Here is a 21,390-nt window from a genome sequence, read left to right as displayed (position 1 = left end):
ATCACATGCCGACACTACACAAATTTAGGTCAGTCGGTTTCAGTGTTGCTGTGGTGTGCTCTGCAGAATGAACGATCCCGGCCGGGAATTCATGGAATCATGAATTCACCGGATACTGCGGTGTTTTGCCATTCAGCACGTCGATCACTCCCTGAGCCGCCTGCAGAGACATACGGTCGAGGGATTCTTTGGTCGAGGAGGCGATATGGGGAGTCAGCAGAGTGTTCGGAGCGCTGACCAGTGGATGGTCGGCCGGTATGGGCTCTTCCTCAAACACATCCAGGGCGGCCCCGCCCGGATGCCCCTGCGACAAAGCACTGGCCAAAGCGATCTCGTCGATCACTGCGCCTCGCGACGTGTTGACAATGCGGCAGTCAGGTTTCATCAGCCGCAGCGACTCTGCATTGATCAGGTGCCTGGTTTCCGGAGTGAGCGACACGTGCAGCGTCAGGAAATCTGCCGCGGACAACAGGGCTTCCAAAGACGGTTCCAGCACGGCCGGGTCGGTTTCAGCACCTTCCGGTAAAAACGGGTCGTAAGCCAGCACCGACATACCCAGTCCATTGGCCGCCATCCGAGCCACTCGACGCCCCACGTTCCCCAGACCGATGACTCCCAGAGTCCTGCCCTCCAGTTCCACTCCCTGATACTGACCTCGGTCACTGAAGCGATCCTGCGCAATGGCCGACCCGGCCGGAGCAATATTTCGTGCCAGAGCCAGCATCAACGTCAAGGTGTGTTCCGCCACCGCATTGGCATTGGCTCTGGGCGTACTGACAACCGAAATCCCGGCCTCCGCAGCCGCCTGGACGTCGATGTTGTCCACACCCACACCGTGCTTGGCCACCACCTTCAACCGCCGACATTGTTCGAAGTCCTGCTGACCGACACTAAACAGTCGCACGATCACCGCGTCGGCGTCATACAGAACTTTCCGATCGGCTTCCGTACCGTTCTGCCACGGAGCCACACAGTCATAATCCGACTTCAGCAGATCCAGACCGCACTCAGCAATCGGTTCAGGAATAAACACAATCGGCTTCATGATTTCTTCTCCTGCTGTTCAATTTCCTGGAGATACTCAAGCTGCCGAACAATCTGTTGATCCCGACGTTCAATCAGTTCGTCGCCGCTGCGGGCGTTCCAGTCGTAAAATCCCTGTCCGGTCTTCATTCCCAAACGTTGTTCCTGCACGTTTTTAGTCAAAAGTTCAGACGGTCCATGGTTGTCTGCGATGTCGTCCAGCAGGTACTGGTGAATGCGTTCAATCAGATCCAGTCCCACCAGGTCCATGTTTTCCAGAGGACCCATCACCGGCAGTCTTAAACCGAAGGTGAGTCGAGCCACCAGATCAATGTCTTCCGGCGTGGCAATTTCGCGATCGACCAGACTGATGGCTTCGCGCCACAGAGCATGCAACAGACGATTGCCAATAAACCCCGGCACATCCCGGTTGACACGCACGGGTCTCTTGCCGATGGAAGTCACCAGTTCACAAACGCTGTCCATCACCCAGTCCGGAGTATCGCCTCCCCGAATCACTTCCACCAGTGGCATCAAATGCGGCGGGTTCCAGAAGTGCGTTCCGGCCAGTACGTGGCCGCAACCACTGCTTCTGCCCATATCAGTGATACTCAAACCACTGGTGGTGGTAATGAACACAGCATCGCGGTCCCGGGCCGCCGGAAAACGCCGAAACAGCGAAATTTTCAGTTCCATGTCTTCAGCAATGCAGTCCAGAATCACGTCCGCTTCTTTATCCAAAGCGGCGGTATCGGCGTGGGCTTCGATCACACCGTCGGTCCCGGATGCAGGTGCACCGTGCTGATCCATCCAGGTGTCCAGCTTTGTGGTTGTCTCCTGCAGCGATTCCAGCCGACCGGGATGATGGTTCCAGGCAAGAACCCGGTATCCGGCACGCTTAAAAGAAACCGCAACGGCAGCTCCCATTTGTCCCAGACCACAAACACCTACTGTTCGAATATCCGGCATTGAATGCACCATTAAGGACATCGTTTGAAGAAATATAACGTCAACACAACACCGTATCGAAATCCCGCACCACCGGCACCGGACATCACTCCGTTACCTCAGCTTCTGTCAACGGTGCCAAATCGAAAATACTCAGCCGGCAACGAAGTCGAACGACATTGTTCACATCCATCACCGCAGCCGGACCAGGAGTCGTCCCTGACCACAGGTTCACCAGTCTCACAACACTTCGGCCAGTGTTGTGTCACCATGAATGTCACACAGAGTGATGATACCATACACACACTTCAGCACTCCAGGCTGCGGCAAATCCGCAGTGCCGATCCACGTCATCTTGAATCCAGTCATGCAACAGCATCAGTAGATGCCCGTGCGTCTGATGAAACGAAATGACTATGCAAAGTGTCTCACAATCTGTCACAAATGTGTTCAGCAGTACACCAACAGCATGGTTTGGACAGCATGTCCCGTGCTCACCGGTCCTGATCACAGGTCGTGAATCTTCGACATATTTCTTCACCGTGATTCCTCTCTGTGGCAGCATCCGGACTCGGTAGCCCGATTTCGCAGGAGAACACAGTGTCCGTACAACGTCCCGTGACAACTTTCATGACCGGCCAGGCACCGGTGTCCGGATCATCCCACAACAGGGCGAATCCGTCCGGACTGACGATTTCCTGGGCAGACAGTTATCTGGAAGTCAAAGGAGCCGCGATTCCCGGCGGACCTGTGCGCACGCTTTATCTGGAAGCTTACTGTCGGCCGGGTTCAACGGACCGCGACTGGAACAAAACCGTCATACCACACCAAAGCCGACTGGTATCGGCGTCAGCAGACGAAAAACGCCTTGAAATCGAAGACCGGCTCAGTGACGGTGTGATTGTGCATCACCTGATACAGGCCGGGATCGACGAGGTCACATTTGTGGTGACGGCCACCAACCCCACGCAGACGGAATCACAGGCGCACTGGGCTCAGCCGTGCATGCGGGTGGATGGATTCACCGGATCAGATCCGGCGGCTGCACGAGAAGTGTCTCCGCCTTATCTGCGAAAGTGTTTTCTGATTCTGGACGGAAAGCTGATGCGGATGCCGACCGAACCGTGGGCTGTGCAGGCTCGTTACGTTCCCGGCCAGGTCTATGTTCCGGCTCACGTTGATCGAAACGACGTAAATCCCCGGCCTCTCAGCCATCATGTGCCGACAAGTGGCCTGACAGGGTGTTATTCAGCCGATGAAAACATGATTCTTGCGGTCGCCTGGGAACCTTATCAGGAAATCTTCCAGGGAGTGATCACCTGCCTGCATAATGATTTTCGCATCGGAGGCCTGAAACCTGACCAAACAAAAACGATTCGTGGCAGGCTGTATGTTGTTCCGGCCGACGAATCGGCACTGCTAAAGCGTTATCGTGGGGATTTTCCTGAACAACGATACTCCGGATGATCACCGGATCCCGTCCCTCCTTCCTGCACTGATAACTTTTGTCATGGTCGTGTTTTTTATGTAAACCGTGACGGATCCAGTTGAAACAGGAATCGACGCGCAGGAATGCCGGTGACGAATCCTTCCGAGATCAATGTAACGCTCCGAGGAATCCCTTTCCGGCACTTTTAGCTGTGTTTTCCTCACACCGACACACGAGTTGACACGAATGATGGAATCCGAATATGACACGGAGGCGGACACCGGGAAGTCCCCCGGGTTTTAACGCACGGCGATCGGATTTCCGGGCGATCCGGTGGCTCCTTTCAACCGCAGCGGAGCGAACACAAAGGCGGATTCGTAAACTTTGTCAGCGGCAAGCTCCTCCAGATCAAGGTTCTCAAGAAAGTAGATGCCGTTTCTTGTGATCATGTGCTGATGGACTTCAATGGCTCTGCCGCTGGGTGGCGGATCGACCTCAATACCCCAGTTGTCAGCCCCCACCATGGTAATGTTTTGCTCCACAAGCCACTGAGCCGCCTCCATCCCGATCCCGGGCTGTCCTGAGTTATACACTTCGTTCTCTGTGATCCATGCCTTGGAATGTCCGGTGCGGATCAGGACCACATCACCGGCACCAATCGTCGTCTGTTGCTGCTCAAGCGTTCCCTGCAGCTCGTCCAGGGAAATCTCATAACCAACCGGCAGCCGATCCACATTTCGATAGGACACAACATCCGCAAGCACCGCACGGGTGAAGAAAACTCCCACGTTTTCGATGCCCAGTTTTTTCAAACCGTAGGCGCTTTCGATATCGGTCGATTTGTGGCCGTTGTACCACGTGTCACCGTCCGGCAAACGCACACCGACGTGCCCCATGCCGTCCAGTTGCGTACCCATTTGTCCGATTTCGCCAACAAAAAATTCATCACGTCCCACCTGCATATTGGGGCCGCGTGGTGCCGCCCGGAACGCGGGGATCGTGAGTCGAAAAGTACGCATCGGAAACGTGGGCATGTCACGCTCATACACACGTCCCAGCTGGTAAACCTTTCCGGTGTTAATCAGTTGTTGAGCTTCGAGAACTTTTTCTGCCGTCATCAGATTGGCAGCACCCCGCTGATCGTTCGCACCCCATTTCGACGGCCACCATTTTTTTCCGATGGGAGTCTCACTGCCGGTGTATTCCCGCGTCGATTCGAGGGTCGCAGCCGCGAGTAAAGTGTCGTCCTGCCCGGTGGCGGTGTTCGCCAAAGACGTCTTTAGCAACTGCGGTCCGATTTGTGTCAGCAGAACACCCAACACAACGCCCAACATCAGCAAAACAACGGAACGATATTGTTTAATCATGACCACAGCTCCAGTTTCTTTGTCACGCCGATTATCCAGAGGCATGATTCGACAGATGGCAATAGAGGTGTTTTCTGATCAACGATCGTATCGTTGCAGGTACCTCTGATTCCAGCGGGAACAGAACAATCCTGCGCGACTTCCAGGAGTCGAACTTCGCCAGTTGTGCCGGCTCAGTGGACGCATTGCCGACATTTTCACCAGGCACACGTTATAGATTCCACCGCTGTCATATGACCTGCGACAGCATCGAAGTCAGATTTATTTCCGCAATGACCGCTGCGAACAGTTCAACAGGTACGGGCGGAAAGGCCATCTGAAGGGTGACCAGCGCAACGACGTGGCTGCCAAAGAAGCGACCACCCCAACCTGTATAACAAACCTGCGGGATACATCACGTGCTGAAACGGCACCGCAAACACCTCTGAACTTTTCCGAGGGCCAAGTGTCGTATGATCCGGAATCACAACGGTTACCGATACAAAAACGAACATAACCGAAGCTTCAGGTCGTCGCAGCCATTGCGTGCTTATTCGCTCAGCAGTTCCTCAATTCGCTGACGCAAAATTTTTTGGACACCCTGTTGCCGGTAGTTCAGTTCCCCGTACCACCAGTAGCGCACGTACCCCTGTTTATCAATCAAATAGGTGCTGGGCCACATCGAGTTCCCCCAGGCGTCCCAGTTCTGTTTTTGATTGTCAACCAGAATCGGAAAGTCCAATTGCTGTTCGGCAGCCCGCTGCCGAACAGATTCGAGATCCTTTTCTTCGGTTGATTCAGGAGTGTGAATTCCCAGGGCCGTAAAACCCTGCTGCTGAAACGTGTTCTGCCAACCCTTGTACCAAGGGTAATTCCGATGGCAGTTCACTCAGCCATAGGCGTAAAAAAACACGGCGACGACTTTTCCGGAAAGCTTCTGGCGGGTCAAAGGAGGAGAGTTGAGCCACTCCCCCTGTCCCAAAAATTCAGGCGCCCGAAATTTCACTCGCCCGATCTTTCGCAAATCCACGGGTAACCCCAGTGACGTCTCCCATTTCTGTCGTTGCTGGTCGTTCAAAACGGCAAGCACTTTCATTTGTTCCGAGATCCGCAACTGCAGGACAGCATCCTCAATATGCTGATTCAGGCTGTCCTGCAGTGATTTCAGTCTCAACTGTTTCACCGATTCACGAGTTTCCGAAAAGATTGCACGGATGGAATCCTGTTGTTCCTGATTCACTTCAAACATCTGAACAATCTCGGGACGTAAAAACGCTCTCATCCCGAGTATTCGCATTTCGATTTCATCCAGACGCCGAATCTGATCGCGACGCAAAACTCTTTGTAACTGCTGCATGGTCTTTGTTTTTAAAACTCGCGCCTTTGCTTTGACCTGCTGCAGCGGCTGGTTTCGCATGGGCCACAGTGAATCATCCAACTGATCATTGATGGTCTGCAACCGCGATTTTTGGTCCGTGGTCAGTGCAAGCTGCACATGGACCAGCGGATCCCGAAGCAGAAACAAATACGGTTCAGAAGATCTGCCCACGGGTAACTGACCATGTGGATTTTGTTGTGCCTGGGTGGACTGACAAATGATCGCGACAACAAGAAACGCCCACCAGCCAACAACACAGGATCTGATGTTCATTGCACAAAGAATTTCCGTCACCTCGTCTGACAACAGACGGCGGGAAGCCAAACCACGTCGCAAACAGGACGGGGAAAGGCACATCGGAATATTATGTTTCATCGCCGAGTACCCAATCGAAAACATGAATGCAGGAGACGGCCGTCGTGTCGGCGTACCCTGGTTGGAATTCGGGATTCAGCGCTTCCGTAATTCTGTCCGAACGGTTCTATCGAAGAATTTGTGCAGAGCACCAATCGCGATACGTCCGGAGCACCAGACCAGAACACCGTGAACAACTTCACCATCAAAATCCACTACGTCATATTAGCTGGTCAACGGTTCATGATCCAATCCCCAGTGACCCAGAATGACAACGTGCAGACCACAGGGCATCATTTTGTTTTCACTGCAAAAACACCGATTTCGTCCGCGGGACTATTGGTCACACCGCCTTTGACGTCGCCACCAGCCATCCAGAGGGTCTCGCCATAAAATTGATGGCTCGTCCTTCCCTGCTTTCCTCGACCGAATTTCTGTCAGGCTCCCTGGCCCAAAAGACCAGTGTATCAACGGGTAGACCGCGGCGTTTCAAATCCTTCAGCAAACCGGCAACAAAAATGTCAACCGTGAGGACGTTAGGTTCATACTCCACCTTGAATCCTCCATGCTGATCGCGTTTGCAGCTGCGAGACGAATGAAACAATCCAACTCCCCGCTTGGAAACCCGTCTCAGCAACAGACACATATGACCGAAGTCGTGGGTCGGATACTGATTTATTTCCCACACAGTGACAACGTCTCTTATGTCTCACCAGTCATGTGCACGACCATGATAATCGCGACCGAAGCAAAGTTCTTGACATTTGCGGTCCTGCTACCCGCCATCACCAACAGGTAACCGCCGGACCGAAGTACGTGACCAGCAAGCTGCCAATGGCATGTCAGACCGACCGCTGCTTCTACAGGGTCACACACATACGCCATAGCTCTGTAGACGGAAAGACAGCCGGGGTGGGCGGCGGTTCCCGACAGGAACAGTTGGAAAATAAATCATGATGGCATTGTTGGGACTGTCCACACCAGATGAATTCCACAGACCTTTTAAACTCTTATTCGGGACACTGCGGTTGTCTGTGCCTGCGAGACGAACAGCCGATGTGTCGGCGATCTTGCCATTTGCCGTGGCATTTCCTGATCCTGATATGAGTCTTTCGGCCCCGGTGGTGTGATTGTTGCCGCGGATTTCACTGGCCATTAGAGTGACGATCCTGGAGTTCGCGAGAACCGCTGCCTGTCAGCACGGCCCAACTACCCGGTGTTGTGGATTGATTTGCTGCGGATCATCAGAATAACGTATTAGATTTCTGATCCAGGAATTGCCTGAGAATGTCCCGATTCTGTCCTGCAGATTCTTTCAATTGTCCACACTGCGGTAAGGAGTTGCCAGCAGAAGCGAACCGTTGTCGTCGCTGCGGAGCGTCAAATGAGTGTGGCTGGCAGGAGTCCTGCGAAGAGTTCATTGAGGACGGATACACGGAAGACGATACCTTTGATTACGAAGCATTCGTGGAACGTGAATTTGGCAATAGCGATCGTCCCGCGACAGAACAAACAAAAAATTTCTGGATACAACTTGTGATTTTGGCAGTCGTCGTCTCACTGCTGCTGCCGTTTGCCGTGCAATTACTGTCTTTTTTTTAGCCCGGCGTTCCACACACACAGCCAGTGCAAGTGGCGATCAACATGAAAACGATCGAGGCTGGGATGCGGCATCGACAATCAGCCGGAATTCAGGACCGGACTGGCGGCGTCGATACGGATGTCCGACATCGAATTACGACTGAGGGGGCCTGACGGTAACCAACGCCTCACTGACAGCACCGTGGGACTGTCCGTCCACTCGGATCTCCGCAGTGAGCAATCGGCGAGTGCTGTCTGCCTGCGGCGGCGCCGTGGCACTCAGTTGCAGTTCACCGCGTCCGCCTGCCTCCAGCGTCAGCGTTTGAAACTCCGGAGACGTGTCCCAGCCCGATGGTGGCCGCAGTCGAGCCTCATACCGCGCCGATCGTTCGAAGTTGTTTCTCAACAGCAGTCGGTATTCAACGGTTTCACCGGGTTCCACCACGCTGAGCCAGGGAATCAGTCGTGACCAAAACAAATCGATGTAGTGGTCTGCCGGTTCGCCAACAAGTTCACGAAAGACCTGTTCCTTTTGGACAATGAAGTCGCAGTAAGTATCCAGCTCCTGCTTGTTGCACTGATGCACGTCGCGGTGTCCCGGACAAATCAGCTCAGGATTAACTCGGCGCATCACTTCGGCGCAGCGACGATGCATCCCTAACTGGAAGCTGTTTCGCAGAACAGTTGTCTGATAGGGACGCATTTCTGTTTTGCCACCTGCATACACTTCAGCAGTGAAGTAATTGTCTCCGGTAAACGCCACCTTGCGTCCGTCGATCAAACCGGCGTAAACGGAATGGAATTCCGTTTGTCCCGGAGCAAAGTGGATTTCGAATTCGTATTCTTCCCACTGAAATGTCTCACCGTCCTTCAGCCAGCGATCGATACGAATCGGTTTTGGAAAGGTACAGGGCGTACTTGCCCATGCTGCGGGATCGGCCAGCACCTGACCGACCTGTTCAAGTGCCCAGCACCTGGTCCCGTGATGCCTTTGTAGATACGGAATACCGCAGGTGTGATCATCGTGAATGTGTGTGGGAACCACCAGATCGAAGTCCGTGACACCATAATCATCGCGCAATTCGTCCAGGTGGTGTTCGACAAACCGCATGCTTTCCAGGCCATCGTGATCGGCACCGGTGTGCATGTGTGGTGCGAACGCATGTCCGTAATCCACAAACAGGGCTTTGCCGGATTCGCTCAACACGACATAAAAGTTCGAACAGGTCCAGACTCCACCCCACAACAGATGCCGTGACAGCGGGATAAATTTTGGCTCCGGAAGGAAAATCGGTTCGGGCAGACTGTCGCGACCTGCCACACGCATTCCGCGTCCCAGTTCTGTGCAGTCCATCAGTCGGCGTTCGAGGACATCGATGTCTCGTGTGACCGCTGAGATCGGTTCCCCATGAGACGGATAGGCGATGTCGAGTGATTTTTTGCGCAGCGCCTGAATCGACTGCAGAGTGAACAGGATGCCTTCCATCGACCCGTAACAGTATTCCATCGCATGAAGCTGATACAGTTTCCCCCCGGCACTCATCAGATCACCGGTAAACGCGAGCATGCGGCCATCCACCTGGACAAGCAGCGCACTGGATCCCAGTGTATGCCCCTTGGCAGGCAGAACGTGAAACTCGTATCCGCGCCACCGGAACGTTTCATAATCCTGCAGCACTTCGTCGACGGCGATATCCGTACCGACCGAAAAGAATGTATTGCGGTCGTTGTAGTTGTCGTATGTGCGGCGCATCTGCCAAAACAGTTCGACCTGATCGAATAGATGTCGTTCGTACTCGGGGACTGCAACTTTGGCTCCGTGGTCCTGCAGACGGGGAGTTCCGGAACACTGGTCACGGTGATGATGTGTATGCAGAACCCATTCCACCTGTCGGACTGAAATTTCATCAAGATGCTCAACAATCTCACCGGACCCGGTGTCAATCAGCAGCCCGCTGTCGCCATCGGTAATCACGTATACGTTGCAGGTATCGGTAAACCGGTACAGGTGTTCGGACAGTTGAGTCAGTTTGTCGGTCATCGTTATCCTCCGGAGCCCGGACTCGGTGTTCAGCCAGGTTGGATTTTGAGCAGGTCATACGTTGTCCGGAAATCTACCGGCCATTACGCTCGTCGGATTGTCTCAGGACCTGGGAACGGCCCAGATATTTCGGTAGCGCACCGGATCACGGTGGTTCTGCAAAAACAGCGGGCCGGTCGCACGCTCGTTCGTAGTGGGACTCTCCGCCGGAGTCGCAGGCAGCACCACCCGATCGTGAATCAGCACACCATTGTGGCGCACGGTGAGCAGGGCAGGGGCCAGTTTCTCACCGGCGTCGTTGAAACGAGCCATGGTGTAATCAATGTCATAAGTCTGCCAGGACAGCGGCGGAAAACACACATTGATCCGCGGTTTCAGCATTTCGTGAAGCCCGCCGCAACGACCGAATCCTGAGAGTCGTTCGAACTTTCGATTGCTCGAATTCCACCCAAACGAATCCACCACCTGAATTTCATATTCGTTCTTGACGTAAACTCCGCTGTTGCCGCGTTTCATGCCTCGATCGAACGGCATGAACGGAGTGCGAAACTCAATGTGAAACATCACGCTGCCGAAATGCCGCCGGGACACGGTTCCAATACCAAGCAAACCACCCTCCTCAAGCGTACCGTCGATCCATTCATCGACGTCGCTGCCGTCAAACAGAACAATCGCATTCTGCGGCGGCTTTGCTCCCAGCGTGGGGGATTCCCGCTGCACTCTGTGCATGCGGAATTCGTGATCGTCCACAACATTTCGGAACATAGTGGCCCGACCGGTAAAGATTCCGTCAACGATGCGACCGGAGAAATTTTCGTTGACGAATTTGAGTCGTTCTCCGTGCGCCCCTGCGAAATGCGAAACGTCCCCCTGGCGTTCTCCCTTCAGATGAAAGCGAAGTTTCCCGTCCCATCCATCACCAGGCAGACCAGCGGCATACAGGATTCCTTCAAACCGTCCGTCTCCAAGGGCGATGATCTGCGCCGCAATTTTCACGGTGCCTCCCACCAGACCTGTGTACTCACCCTGCACTTTAAAGTCCGGCCCGGCAGACTCGGCGTCAAGAAACGCAGTTCCCTTTTCAGCCTGAGCCATGCTGTGCGTGGTGATCCAGGACATCAGTCCCGTAATGACGATAACGGTCGTGTTCTTCATGTCTGCTACTCCTCAGGGCACATCGTAGCCCGCGGCAGACAAGGCAGCAACAATCGCCCCGGTCCGGGAATCTCCCGTATGACCTGCCGACAACACAGTTCACACCGCCGACACATACCGGATCAGGTTTGCTTATGTGTCCCCGTCTGTTCGTGCAAACGGCCTCCCGGCTGAAAAGAGTCGTATGTTGACTAGGACCGTGTGTTCGAAACAGCGGTATGGTACTGCTCAACGCTGACTAGCGATTCCGTGCAACGGTCCACTTCTGCGAAACAGTCGGTCAACACGCGCGGAAACCTGCGGATCAGGGATCAGCGGTGGTGCCATGTGAGCTTTAATCCGCGCATCAATGACCAGGCTGCCGCGGCAGCCCCAGTGTTTATCCTGGTGAAACGCCCTGATCCCACTGATATCTGATGCAGGATTTGACCGCGTAAACGTTACCCACAACAGGTTGTTCAGTGACTCCGCACAAAATTGACTGTCATCTGCCAGAACAATCAGCGGGAACTCATCCAGCCCGTCTGCTGGTTCCATTGCCTCGCAAAATTCGGCCACAGCCGGATCTGTTCCGTGTGCTTCTGCGGACCACTGCGGTGCAGTCACAGCCAGCACCCCCGGAAGACAGACGATCGGATCACGAAATCGGTCCGGTAGTTTCAGATCCGGCGGCAGATGCGTTGCCAGTTGACGACGTTCCGGACCTGCCGCAGCAATCACCAGTTTGGAGCCGCGATTCAATCCGGAACCAGTGTAGTCCAGTGTGTCGATCGTGGTCCGTGTCTGGAAATGCAGATCACGCGTCAGATCCACGCGTTTCAGCACATGCATCAGAAATGAACGAATGTCGTGAATATCGGGTTGAGGATCATCTCCCTCCGCAGCAATCAACAGATATTTTGCCAGAGACAACTGTCCCTGACCGAGTATGGCGTTGGCCAGTGTGAGCAATTCCTGAGGATAGCGGTCGGTTGTTTTTGCCCACGGCACGTAGCGTTCACTGCCAACCGCCAAAAGCAGGGGATGCACACCGGACGCATCCACAGCGTGAACCGCTTTCACGCCGGGCAGTACGGCCGGGATAGCCGGGCCCGTCAGTTCATGAATCAGTTCTCCGAAGACGGTGTCTTCCTGTGGTGGACGACCGACGACGGTGAACGGCCAGACGGCGTCCCGGCGATGCCGCACTTTGTTCACGTTAAGAACCGGAAAATCATGGGCCAGACTGTAGTAACCCAGATGATCACCGAAGGGACCTTCCGGCATTTGTTCGTCAGAGATGGTTCCGCTGATACAGAAATCAGCCTCGGCACAGACCAGGGGACCGGAGGCCTGTCGCACCATGCGAATGGCTCGACGCGACAGTGCACCGGCAAATGCGACCTCCGGTATACCATCGGGCAGCGGCATAACGGCCGAAAGAGTCATGGCCGGAGGGCCGCCCACGAAGATATTAACCGGCAGAGATTCGCCACGTTTCAATGCGGCTGCATGATGTCCGGCAATACTGCGATGAATCTGATAATGCAGTCCGATCTGCTCATTGATTTGGTACCTGTTGCCACTGAGCTGGATACGGTACATACCAAGGTTCGAACGAAAATAGCCTGGCTGATCGGGGTGTTCGGAATAGACCTGTGGCAGTGTGATGAACGCACCCGCATCCATCGGCCACGACCTTAGCTGCGGCAGCTGATCAATCGTGGTCCGACATTCCATGACCGGACCGGACCGACGGAGAGCAGGCCGCATGGAAACCAGAGTTCTCAGAATTTCCGGCAGTTTCCAGGGAGTTTTCAGGACAGCCGGCGGTGATTTCTTTAAAGCAATCAGGGCTTCAACGCCGTGAATGGCATCACGAAAAATATACCTTGCCCGGTCCATCGTCCCGAACAGGTTGCTCACCATCGGAAACGAACAGTGGCGAACGTTTGCAAAAAATATTGCAGGACCGCCGGCCGCATAAACACGACGCTGGACCTCTGCCGCTTCCAGATCCGCATCGATTTCTTCGTCGATACGAACCAGCTGCCTGGTCTTCTGCAGGTCATCCACACACTGCCGAAGGTTACGATATCCCATGCTGAACGTGCGAACTGTTAAAGGCTGCCAAGTCGATTGCGCAGAAATCCGGCTCGCGCTGCATTGCGTTCAGCTGTTTTGAGTGGTCCACCGTGCAGCTTCTGCAGATGACTTGGCTGAGTATGCACAAACAACGCATTGACATCACCGATGCTGATATCTTCGATGATGCCCAGGTTAATCCCCATGCGCAGATTCGACAGCAAATGCATGGTTTCGTCGGAACTGATCGACCGGGCACCTGTGAGAATGGCTCGCGCGCGAGAAATCTTGTCGTCGAGGGCCTGACGGTTTTCGCGGCACAACAAATCGCGAACGCGTCGCTCGTACCCGACGATCTGAGGAACAACCTCCATCATGTTGTCGATCAATTCCTGTTCAGGACACCCAAGCGTCATCTGATTCGAGATCTGAAAGAAATCACCCAGTGCCTGACTGCCTTCCCCATACAGACCGCGTACTGCGAGGTTAATTTTTTGAGCCGCCTGGTTGACCTTTTGAATCTCACGGGTCATTCGCAGACCTGGCAGATGCATCATGACACTGACGCGGATTCCTGTCCCCACATTGGTTGGACACGCGGTCAGATATCCGAATTCTTCGTCAAAGGCATATGTCACCGACTTTTCAATACCGGTATCCAGTTCGTCGGCAGTCTTCCAGCACTCTTTGAGAGCATAACCGCTCTGCAGCACCTGGATCCTCAGATGGTCTTCCTCGTTAAGCATAACGCTCACGTGTTCACCCGGCCCCACAATCACTCCACGCGGACCGTTCATATCGGCCAGTTCACGACTGATCAGCTGACGTTCCATGAGCAGTTGAGCGTCGAGTTCCTCAAGCAGGGCAATATTCAAAAACTGAAAATTCTGACTGGAACTCGCAGCTGTCACAGCAGACCGAAGTGTCTCGACAAGTCGCAGCCGGACGTCATCGTCGGCTTTTGCCATGAACGGAAATCCAGCCACATTTCGAGCCAGACGAATCCGACTGGAGACCACGATATCGGCATCAGGTCCGTCACCACGAAGCCATGCCCCACTGGACTTTGCCAGATCGTCCAGAAATTCAGTCTCTTTTTTGTCATCCGCGGACACGTGGTGTTCCCGGTGTGAGTGCACGCAATCTGAGTCTTTGCCGGCAGAACAGCCGACACCGTCCGTAATTATAGGAGTCCGTACGCGATTGACAAAGAACCGTTGTTCCTGCCCGGAAATGGTCTCCCGCCCGATCGGTTATATTGTCTAGAAAGATAAGGGAAAGCCGGATCAGTCTACATTCAATGCTCTGTGGGAAGCGGCCGGTTGTCGGGACCCATAGATTGGGGCACTCAGCCGGACTTAGTGTCATGGTGACTATAGTTCCGAGGCAGAAAGGGCAAACACTGGTTTCTCGGATACCACAGGGGAATAATGTGTGTAGTGCGTTCCTCACAGCCGGACACTGCGGGAAAGTCTCGTATGTTACAGGTCCGATTCACGAAACCGACGGCGATCTCTGCCTTATCGCAACGAACGTGTCATGTCCAAACAGCCTGACGAACTTCACTCACTGATTAAAACACACAACGCACTGATCAGTCTGGTCAGCACAGATGAAGTGTTTGAAAGACAGACCATTTCCAGCCTCGCGCAGGATCTGGATCGCAATCTGATCGACTGGTCCGTCACTCAGGGAATCCGCGTCCATTCTCCGCTCACACCGGATGCTGCGGCCGTCAGTGACACAGAAAAACCCGAGCTTGCCCTCGAATACCTGCTGCGGCAAAAACGTCCGTATCTGTCCTGCTTCCGAGGACTGGCTTCCTACACCAAACAGCCCCGCGTCCAGCGATTGCTGCAGGACTACATCATCGAAGCTGACAGCAGTCAGATGAGTCTGATCCTGATGGACGAAGAAACACTGTCCCCCCGCGTACGCCGACTGGCGGTGCCCTGGCATCCTGGTCTGCCCAATACCGATAAACTTGGCGAACTCGTCCGCACCACGTACAAACGACTGAAACGTGAGCTCGACGTAGATCTGAACACGAACATCAGAAGAAGTGAGTTTCAGCAGCTGGTCCTGAACCTGCGGGGACTCACACGATCTCAGGCTGTTCGAATTGTGGAATCTGTGCTGCTGCATGATCAGCAACTCACAGCAACGGATCTGCAGCGTGTGATCGAAGCCAAACGCCGGCTGCTGGAAGGAACCGGTTCACTGGAATCGATGACAATCGATTTCAATATCAGTGAAGTGGGCGGCCTGCGAGGTTTGAAACAGTGGCTAAAAAAACGACGGGACGGGTTTTCGGAGAAGGCGCGGGCGTTTGGCATCGAACCTCCTCGCGGCGTGCTGATGCTGGGAGTTCCAGGCTGTGGTAAAAGCCTGTGCGCCAAAGCGGTTGCTGCCGACTGGCAAATGCCGCTTTTACGACTGGATCCCGGCGTGCTGTATCAGAAATTCATTGGCGAAAGCGAAAACGAGTTGCGTCAGGCGATTCTGCAGGCCGAAGCCATGGCACCGGTCATATTGTGGATTGACGAAATTGAAAAGGCATTTGCGTCAGCATCATCCAGCTCGTCAGACGGTGGGTTATCTCAACGTATGTTCGGAACGCTGCTGTCCTGGATGCAGGACCATCGTGAACCCATTTTTATGGTCGCCACAGCCAACGACATATCTGCTCTTCCTCCGGAACTGATGCGCAAGGGCCGGTTCGATGAAGTTTTCTTTATTGACCTGCCGCCAACAGACGCTCGTCGTCAGATTTTTTCAATCCATCTGCAGCGACGTAATCGTGATCCGGCCGATTTCGACCTGGACCAGCTGGCCGATTCCTCCAAAGATCTGACCGGATCGGAAATCGAACATGCGATCATATCGGGACTGTTTCATGCCTTCTCCGAAGATCGACAGGTCACCACAGAAGACGTTCTTAAAGCAATTGCGGAAACACACCCGTTGTCTTCTTTGATGGCCGAAAAAATCGATCAGTTGCGCAGCTGGGCCAAAAACCGCTGTGTTCTGGCAGACTGAGTGTCGGGTCGCAACCGGAGTGTCCAGCGCCGAAACTTTGCCTTTGATCGGAACATCTGCCGGCCACTCAACACTCTGGATTCGCTGACAGGTCTGCACAGACAGAACGGTCAGAGTGCAGAAGACGGGGCCTTTATTCAGCGTCTTTCGTGAACACGAAGCCGTCGGCGGCTGCATCAATCTGAATCGAATCACCTTCGACAAACCGATCCGAAAGAATCTCACCGGCCAAAGCATTCTGCAGACGCTGCTGAATGACTCGTTTCACCGGACGTGCCCCGTAGCGAGGGTCGTATCCTTCATTAGCGACCAGCTGACGCGCGTTGTCGCTGACGCTCAGATGATAACCGGCTGCTTCCATCTGCTTTCTGAGTCGCTCGATCTGCAAATCAACAATCTCCCGAACTTCCCGACGCCCCAGCGGATGAAACACGATGATTTCGTCCACTCGATTCAGAAATTCCGGAAGAAACTCACGGCGCAAGGCTTCGTCGATGCTGCTGCGAATGGACTCATGATCATCGGATTCGGCCTTCTCCATAATAATTTGACTGCCGATATTGGACGTCATCACCACGATGGTGTTGGTAAAGTCCACGGTTCGTCCCTGACCATCGGTCAGTCGCCCGTCGTCCAGCACCTGCAGCAGTACGTTGAACACGTCCCGGTGAGCTTTCTCAATCTCATCCAGCAGGATGACGCAGTAAGGATTTCGCCGCACGGCTTCTGTCAGTCGACCTCCTTCTTCATAACCCACATAGCCGGGGGGGGCTCCGATCAGTCGGGCGACCGAATGAGGTTCCATGAACTCGCTCATGTCGATCCTCACCATATTCCGTTCGTCATCAAACATGTATTCGGCCAGGGACCGACACAATTCGGTCTTACCCACACCAGTTGGTCCGGGAAAGATGAATGATCCGATCGGCCGACTGGCATCCTGCATGCCGGATCTCGCTCGTCTGACCGCGTTGGCCACAGCCGTCACGGCTTCGTGCTGATTGATCATTCGTTTGTGGATTTCTTCCTCCATCCGCAGCAGTTTTTCCCGTTCTCCCTGCATCATCCGGGCCACCGGAATCCCGGTCCACAAACTGACCACCCGGGCGATATCTTCCTGAGTGATGTCTTCACGCAACAAACGCTCATCCTGACTTTCAGCGAGTTCAAGCGATCTCGATTCCAGCCCGGTCAGTTCGGCTTCCTTGACCTTGAGCGCCTGCTCGGCCTCGAACGCCTGTTGAAAATCTTCATTGCGGTTGGTCTGCTGAGCCTGTGAAAAGGCGCGGGTGTAGGCGGATCTAAGCTGTTCGATCTCCTCCTTCAGCGGTCTCAGTCCGGACAGCACCGCTTTTTCGGCTTCCCACCGCATTTTGAGCTGGTCGGTTTCTTCTTTGCTCTCGGCGATCTGCTTTCGCAGTTCGTCCAGCCGGGCTCGGCTGTCATCGCTGCTTTCCCGCTCCAGAGCTGTGGCCTCAATCTGCATTCGGGTCAGCAGACGGGTTGCCTCATCAATCTCCACCGGCATTGAGTCAATTTCCATTCGCAGACGGCTCGCAGCCTCATCAACCAGATCGATGGCTTTGTCCGGCAAAAACCGGTCGCCGATGTATCGATCGGACATGGAGGCTGCCGCGATGATGGCATCGTCGGTGATTCGGACACCGTGGTGGCTTTCGTATCGATCCTTCAGCCCGCGCAAAATGGAAATCGTATCTTCCACCGTGGGTTCCTGAACCATGACAGGCTGGAACCGACGTTCCAGAGCAGCATCCTTTTCGATGTACTTTCGATACTCGTCCAGAGTGGTTGCGCCCACGCAGTGCAAATCCCCCCGGGCCAGTGTCGGCTTCAGGAGATTGGATGCATCCATCGCGCCTTCACTGGCGCCTGCTCCGATCACTGTATGCAGCTCATCAATAAACATGATGATTTGGCCGTTCGATTCCTGAACCTCCTTCAGAACGGCTTTCAGTCGATCTTCAAACTCACCCCGGAATTTTGCACCGGCAATCAGTGACCCCATATCCAGTGCAAACACCTGTTTATCCTTCAGGTTCTGCGGCACATCCCCCAGCACGATCCGATGAGCCAGTCCCTCTACAATTGCGGTCTTCCCGACACCTGGTTCTCCGATCAGAACCGGATTGTTTTTTCGCCGGCGCGATAACACCTGAATCACCCGACGAATTTCTGTGTCGCGACCAATCACAGGATCGACCTTCCCCTGGCGAGCCAGCTCCACCAGATCACGACCGTATTTTTCCAGAGCCATGAATTTGTCTTCCGGATGTGCGTCCGTAATCGTCTGACTGCCACGAATTTCCTTCAGAGCTGCGAGGATGTCCATTTCGTCCACGGCGTGCATCTCAAGAATACGTTTTGCCTGATCATCGACCTGCGTCAATGCAATCAGCAGATGCTCGGTGGACAGAAACTCGTCCTTCATCAGACGAGCCTGATCCTGTGCAGCATTGAGGACTTTGACAGTTTCCGGTCCGGCACCGGGCGAATCAGACTGACCACCGCTTTGCGGCAAACGATTTAGTTCGGTATCAACGATTCCACACAACTGGTCTTTGTTTGCTCCAATTCGATGCAGCAGAGGAGACATGATGCCATCGGATTCATCGAGTAGTGATTTCAGTAAATGAAGTGGCCGCAGGATGGCATGCTGTTTTGATTCCGCCAGTTCCTGAGCCCGCTGCAGCGTCTGCTGCGCTTTTACGGTCAGCTTTTCCGGATTGAATGCCATCAGTTTTTCTCCCTTCGTCAGGTCAGAAGAATTCCGCAGAAGACTGCACACGGCGCAGCAAATAACACGACTGCCCAGGAAACAGTGTCGTCAGTGCAGGGCACGGTACGTCGGAACGATCGTGCAGCTGGGATTCGAAAAAGAAACAAGGACGGTTCGCCGCTGCAGAAATCCCGAATCAGGAAAACACAGCGGTGAAAATCGGTGCCTACGCTTCTTTCTTTTCAAACTCCGCGTCGATCACATCATCATCATCTGTTGCGGAGGTGCTCGCAGCTGCCTCCGGTGATTCTGCACCGGCTTCGCCATCGGCGGCCATGTGCTGATAAAGGGCCTGACCAGCCTGTGACAGTTCCTCCAGGGCGCTGTTGATCGCAGCAGCATCGTCACCGGCAGAAACAGATTTCACTTTCTCAATCGACGCTTCAATGGCCGATTTTGAGGCATCATCAAGCTTGTCGGCGTGTTCTTTGAGTGTCTTCTCGGTAGCGCTGACCAGTGTTGATGCCTGGTTCTTTGCCGTCGCCAGTTCTTCCTTCTGCTTGTCTTCTTCGGCGTGGGCTTCAGCATCCTGCTTCATTCGGTCGATCTCGTCGTCCGAAAGTCCGCTGGACTGCTTAATCTGAATAGAATGTTCCTTGCCCGTTGCCTTATCTTTCGCGGAAACATTCAGAATCCCGTTCACATCAATATCGAATTTCACCTCGATCTGCGGCACGCCTCGCGGAGCCGGAGGAATATCCGACAGGTCGAACTGATCCAGCAGTCGGTTGTCTGCAGCCATTCGACGTTCACCCTGAAAAACCCGCACCGTGACGGCCGGCTGATTGTCTGCAGCGGTGGAAAAGGTCTCTGACTTGGTCGTCGGGATCGTCGTATTGCGTTCGACGAGTGTCGTCATGATGCCCCCTTCAGTCTCAATGCCGAGTGACAGCGGCGTAACGTCCAGCAATACAACATCTTTAACATCACCTGCAATGATCCCACCCTGAATGGCAGCACCCAGTGAAACCACTTCATCAGGATTGACACCCTGATGAGGATCCTTACCAAACATTTCCCGTACAAAGGCCTGCACCCTGGGAACACGAGTGGACCCGCCGACCAGAACAACTTCATTGATCTGTGACGGGTCGAGCTTTGCATCTTTGAGTGCACTCTGAACCGGCTGCCGACAACGCTCCACAAGCGGATCAATCAGCTCTTCAAATTGAGATCGGGTAATGGACAGCTGCAGGTGTTTGGCGCCGGACGCATCTGCCGTAATGAACGGAAGATTGATGTCCGTTGTCTGCTGGGTCGACAGTTCCTTCTTGGCTTTCTCCGCTGCCTCACGAAGTCGCTGAAGAGCCATCGGATCACTGCGAAGATCGATACCATCCGTTCTTTTGAACTCCGTGGCCAGATGATCGATCAACACCTCATCAAAATCGTCTCCGCCAAGATGAGTATCACCGTTTGTACTCAACACCTCGACCAGTTCGTCTCCCACTTCGAGGATGGAGACGTCGAACGTTCCGCCTCCCAGATCGAAAACAACGATCTTTTCATCCGATTTTTTTTCCAGGCCATATGCCAGTGCGGCTGCGGTTGGCTCGTTAATAATACGCGCCACTTCAAGTCCGGAGATTTGTCCGGCGTCCTTAGTAGCCTGTCGCTGGGCGTCGTTGAAGTAGGCGGGAACCGTGATGACAGCCTTGTTGACAGTGTGACCCAGATAGCTTTCCGCTGCCTGTTTTAGTTTACGCAGGATCAGTGCAGATATTTCCGGGGGAGTCTGATCCTTGCCCGAAACATCAACCTTGACGTAGTCGCTTTCGCCACCAACGATTGTATAAGGAACTATCTTTTCTTCTGACTGAACTTCACTGTGGCGTCTGCCCATAAACCGCTTGATTGAGTAAATTGTGTTTGTTGGATTCGTAACGGCCTGACGCTTCGCAGGATCCCCGACAAGAGTCTCACCTTTGTCCGTATACGCCACCACGCTGGGAGTGGTTCGTGCGCCTTCCTGATTTGCAATCACACGCGGCTCACCACCTTCCATGACCGAAACCACAGAGTTGGTTGTTCCCAAGTCAATCCCAATGATTTTTTCACCCTGCATGACTCTTTACTCCCGGCACACGAATTATGACTTCGACGTTGTATGAAACCGCGCGTCAGCGGCGTTGCTCCAGACAATCATTCACCGTGAAAATTGTTCAACTTTATTCCGCCGAATAAGATCAGTGTCGGCAGACCACAAACCGCTTAGTAGACCCTCGATTAGCATCC

At 54.0% G+C, this 21,390-nt stretch carries 15 protein-coding genes; 3 read left to right on the top strand and 12 right to left on the bottom strand.

Annotated features, from left to right (window positions below; all coding sequences use genetic code 11):
• Positions 1–97 precede the first annotated feature (97 nt).
• Both MK110_01785 and MK110_01780 read right to left on the bottom strand, forming a co-directional pair.
• Positions 98–1,045 carry a hydroxyacid dehydrogenase gene (locus MK110_01785; protein ID MCH2210005.1) on the bottom strand — a complete coding sequence of 316 codons (948 nt, stop codon included), beginning with the start codon at positions 1,043–1,045 and terminating at the stop codon, positions 98–100.
• Complete coding sequence (locus MK110_01780; GenBank protein MCH2210004.1) at positions 1,042–1,992, bottom strand: 3-hydroxyacyl-CoA dehydrogenase NAD-binding domain-containing protein; 951 nt, start codon at positions 1,990–1,992, stop codon at positions 1,042–1,044. Before MK110_01780 ends, MK110_01785 begins: the two co-directional genes overlap by 4 nt.
• Positions 1,993–2,571: 579 nt before the next feature.
• On the opposite strand from MK110_01780, the gene MK110_01775 reads away from it, so the two are divergent.
• Complete coding sequence (locus MK110_01775; protein MCH2210003.1) at positions 2,572–3,438, top strand: hypothetical protein; 867 nt, start codon at positions 2,572–2,574, stop codon at positions 3,436–3,438.
• A 261-nt stretch (positions 3,439–3,699) separates the two neighbouring features.
• On the opposite strand, the gene MK110_01770 is transcribed toward MK110_01775, so the two are convergent.
• From MK110_01770 to MK110_01755, 4 genes are all read right to left on the bottom strand, one after another.
• Complete coding sequence (locus tag MK110_01770; protein ID MCH2210002.1) at positions 3,700–4,767, bottom strand: cyclase family protein; 1,068 nt, start codon at positions 4,765–4,767, stop codon at positions 3,700–3,702.
• Positions 4,768–5,296: 529 nt separating this feature from the next.
• Complete coding sequence (locus MK110_01765) at positions 5,297–5,635, bottom strand: redoxin domain-containing protein (protein ID MCH2210001.1); 339 nt, start codon at positions 5,633–5,635, stop codon at positions 5,297–5,299.
• Positions 5,636–6,397 carry a hypothetical protein gene (locus MK110_01760; GenBank protein ID MCH2210000.1) on the bottom strand — a complete coding sequence of 254 codons (762 nt, stop codon included), beginning with the start codon at positions 6,395–6,397 and terminating at the stop codon, positions 5,636–5,638.
• A 424-nt stretch (positions 6,398–6,821) separates the two neighbouring features.
• Positions 6,822–7,166 (bottom strand): DUF1501 domain-containing protein, encoded by a 345-nt coding sequence (locus MK110_01755; GenBank protein ID MCH2209999.1) that lies wholly within the window; start codon positions 7,164–7,166, stop codon positions 6,822–6,824.
• Between the two features lie 599 nt (positions 7,167–7,765).
• Between MK110_01755 and MK110_01750 the strand changes: the two genes are divergently transcribed.
• Positions 7,766–8,080, top strand: a complete 315-nt coding sequence (locus MK110_01750; GenBank protein ID MCH2209998.1) for a zinc ribbon domain-containing protein — start codon at positions 7,766–7,768, stop codon at positions 8,078–8,080.
• Between the two features lie 133 nt (positions 8,081–8,213).
• On the opposite strand, the gene MK110_01745 is transcribed toward MK110_01750, so the two are convergent.
• The 4 genes from MK110_01745 to MK110_01730 form a co-directional block, all read right to left on the bottom strand.
• Positions 8,214–10,100 carry an MBL fold metallo-hydrolase gene (locus MK110_01745; protein ID MCH2209997.1) on the bottom strand — a complete coding sequence of 629 codons (1,887 nt, stop codon included), beginning with the start codon at positions 10,098–10,100 and terminating at the stop codon, positions 8,214–8,216.
• Between the two features lie 102 nt (positions 10,101–10,202).
• Complete coding sequence (locus tag MK110_01740; GenBank protein ID MCH2209996.1) at positions 10,203–11,255, bottom strand: DUF1080 domain-containing protein; 1,053 nt, start codon at positions 11,253–11,255, stop codon at positions 10,203–10,205.
• Between the two features lie 228 nt (positions 11,256–11,483).
• A complete protein-coding gene (locus MK110_01735; GenBank protein ID MCH2209995.1) occupies positions 11,484–13,337 on the bottom strand; it encodes a UbiD family decarboxylase in 1,854 nt (617 codons plus the stop codon).
• 17 nt (positions 13,338–13,354) lie between these two features.
• A complete protein-coding gene (locus tag MK110_01730) occupies positions 13,355–14,434 on the bottom strand; it encodes a protein arginine kinase (GenBank protein MCH2209994.1) in 1,080 nt (359 codons plus the stop codon).
• Between the two features lie 424 nt (positions 14,435–14,858).
• On the opposite strand from MK110_01730, the gene MK110_01725 reads away from it, so the two are divergent.
• Positions 14,859–16,358 carry an AAA family ATPase gene (locus MK110_01725; protein ID MCH2209993.1) on the top strand — a complete coding sequence of 500 codons (1,500 nt, stop codon included), beginning with the start codon at positions 14,859–14,861 and terminating at the stop codon, positions 16,356–16,358.
• A gap of 133 nt (positions 16,359–16,491) precedes the next feature.
• On the opposite strand, the gene clpB is transcribed toward MK110_01725, so the two are convergent.
• Positions 16,492–19,113, bottom strand: a complete 2,622-nt coding sequence (clpB, locus tag MK110_01720; protein MCH2209992.1) for an ATP-dependent chaperone ClpB — start codon at positions 19,111–19,113, stop codon at positions 16,492–16,494.
• A gap of 208 nt (positions 19,114–19,321) precedes the next feature.
• The gene (gene dnaK / locus MK110_01715; GenBank protein MCH2209991.1) at positions 19,322–21,220 is read right to left on the bottom strand and encodes a molecular chaperone DnaK; all 1,899 of its coding nucleotides are present in this window, start codon (positions 21,218–21,220) and stop codon (positions 19,322–19,324) included.
• Positions 21,221–21,390: the final 170 nt, after the last annotated feature.

Source organism: Fuerstiella sp. (assembly GCA_022447225.1).
In the GTDB taxonomy this organism is placed as follows: domain Bacteria; phylum Planctomycetota; class Planctomycetia; order Planctomycetales; family Planctomycetaceae; genus S139-18.
This window is presented reverse-complemented; position numbering and strand designations above follow the sequence as displayed.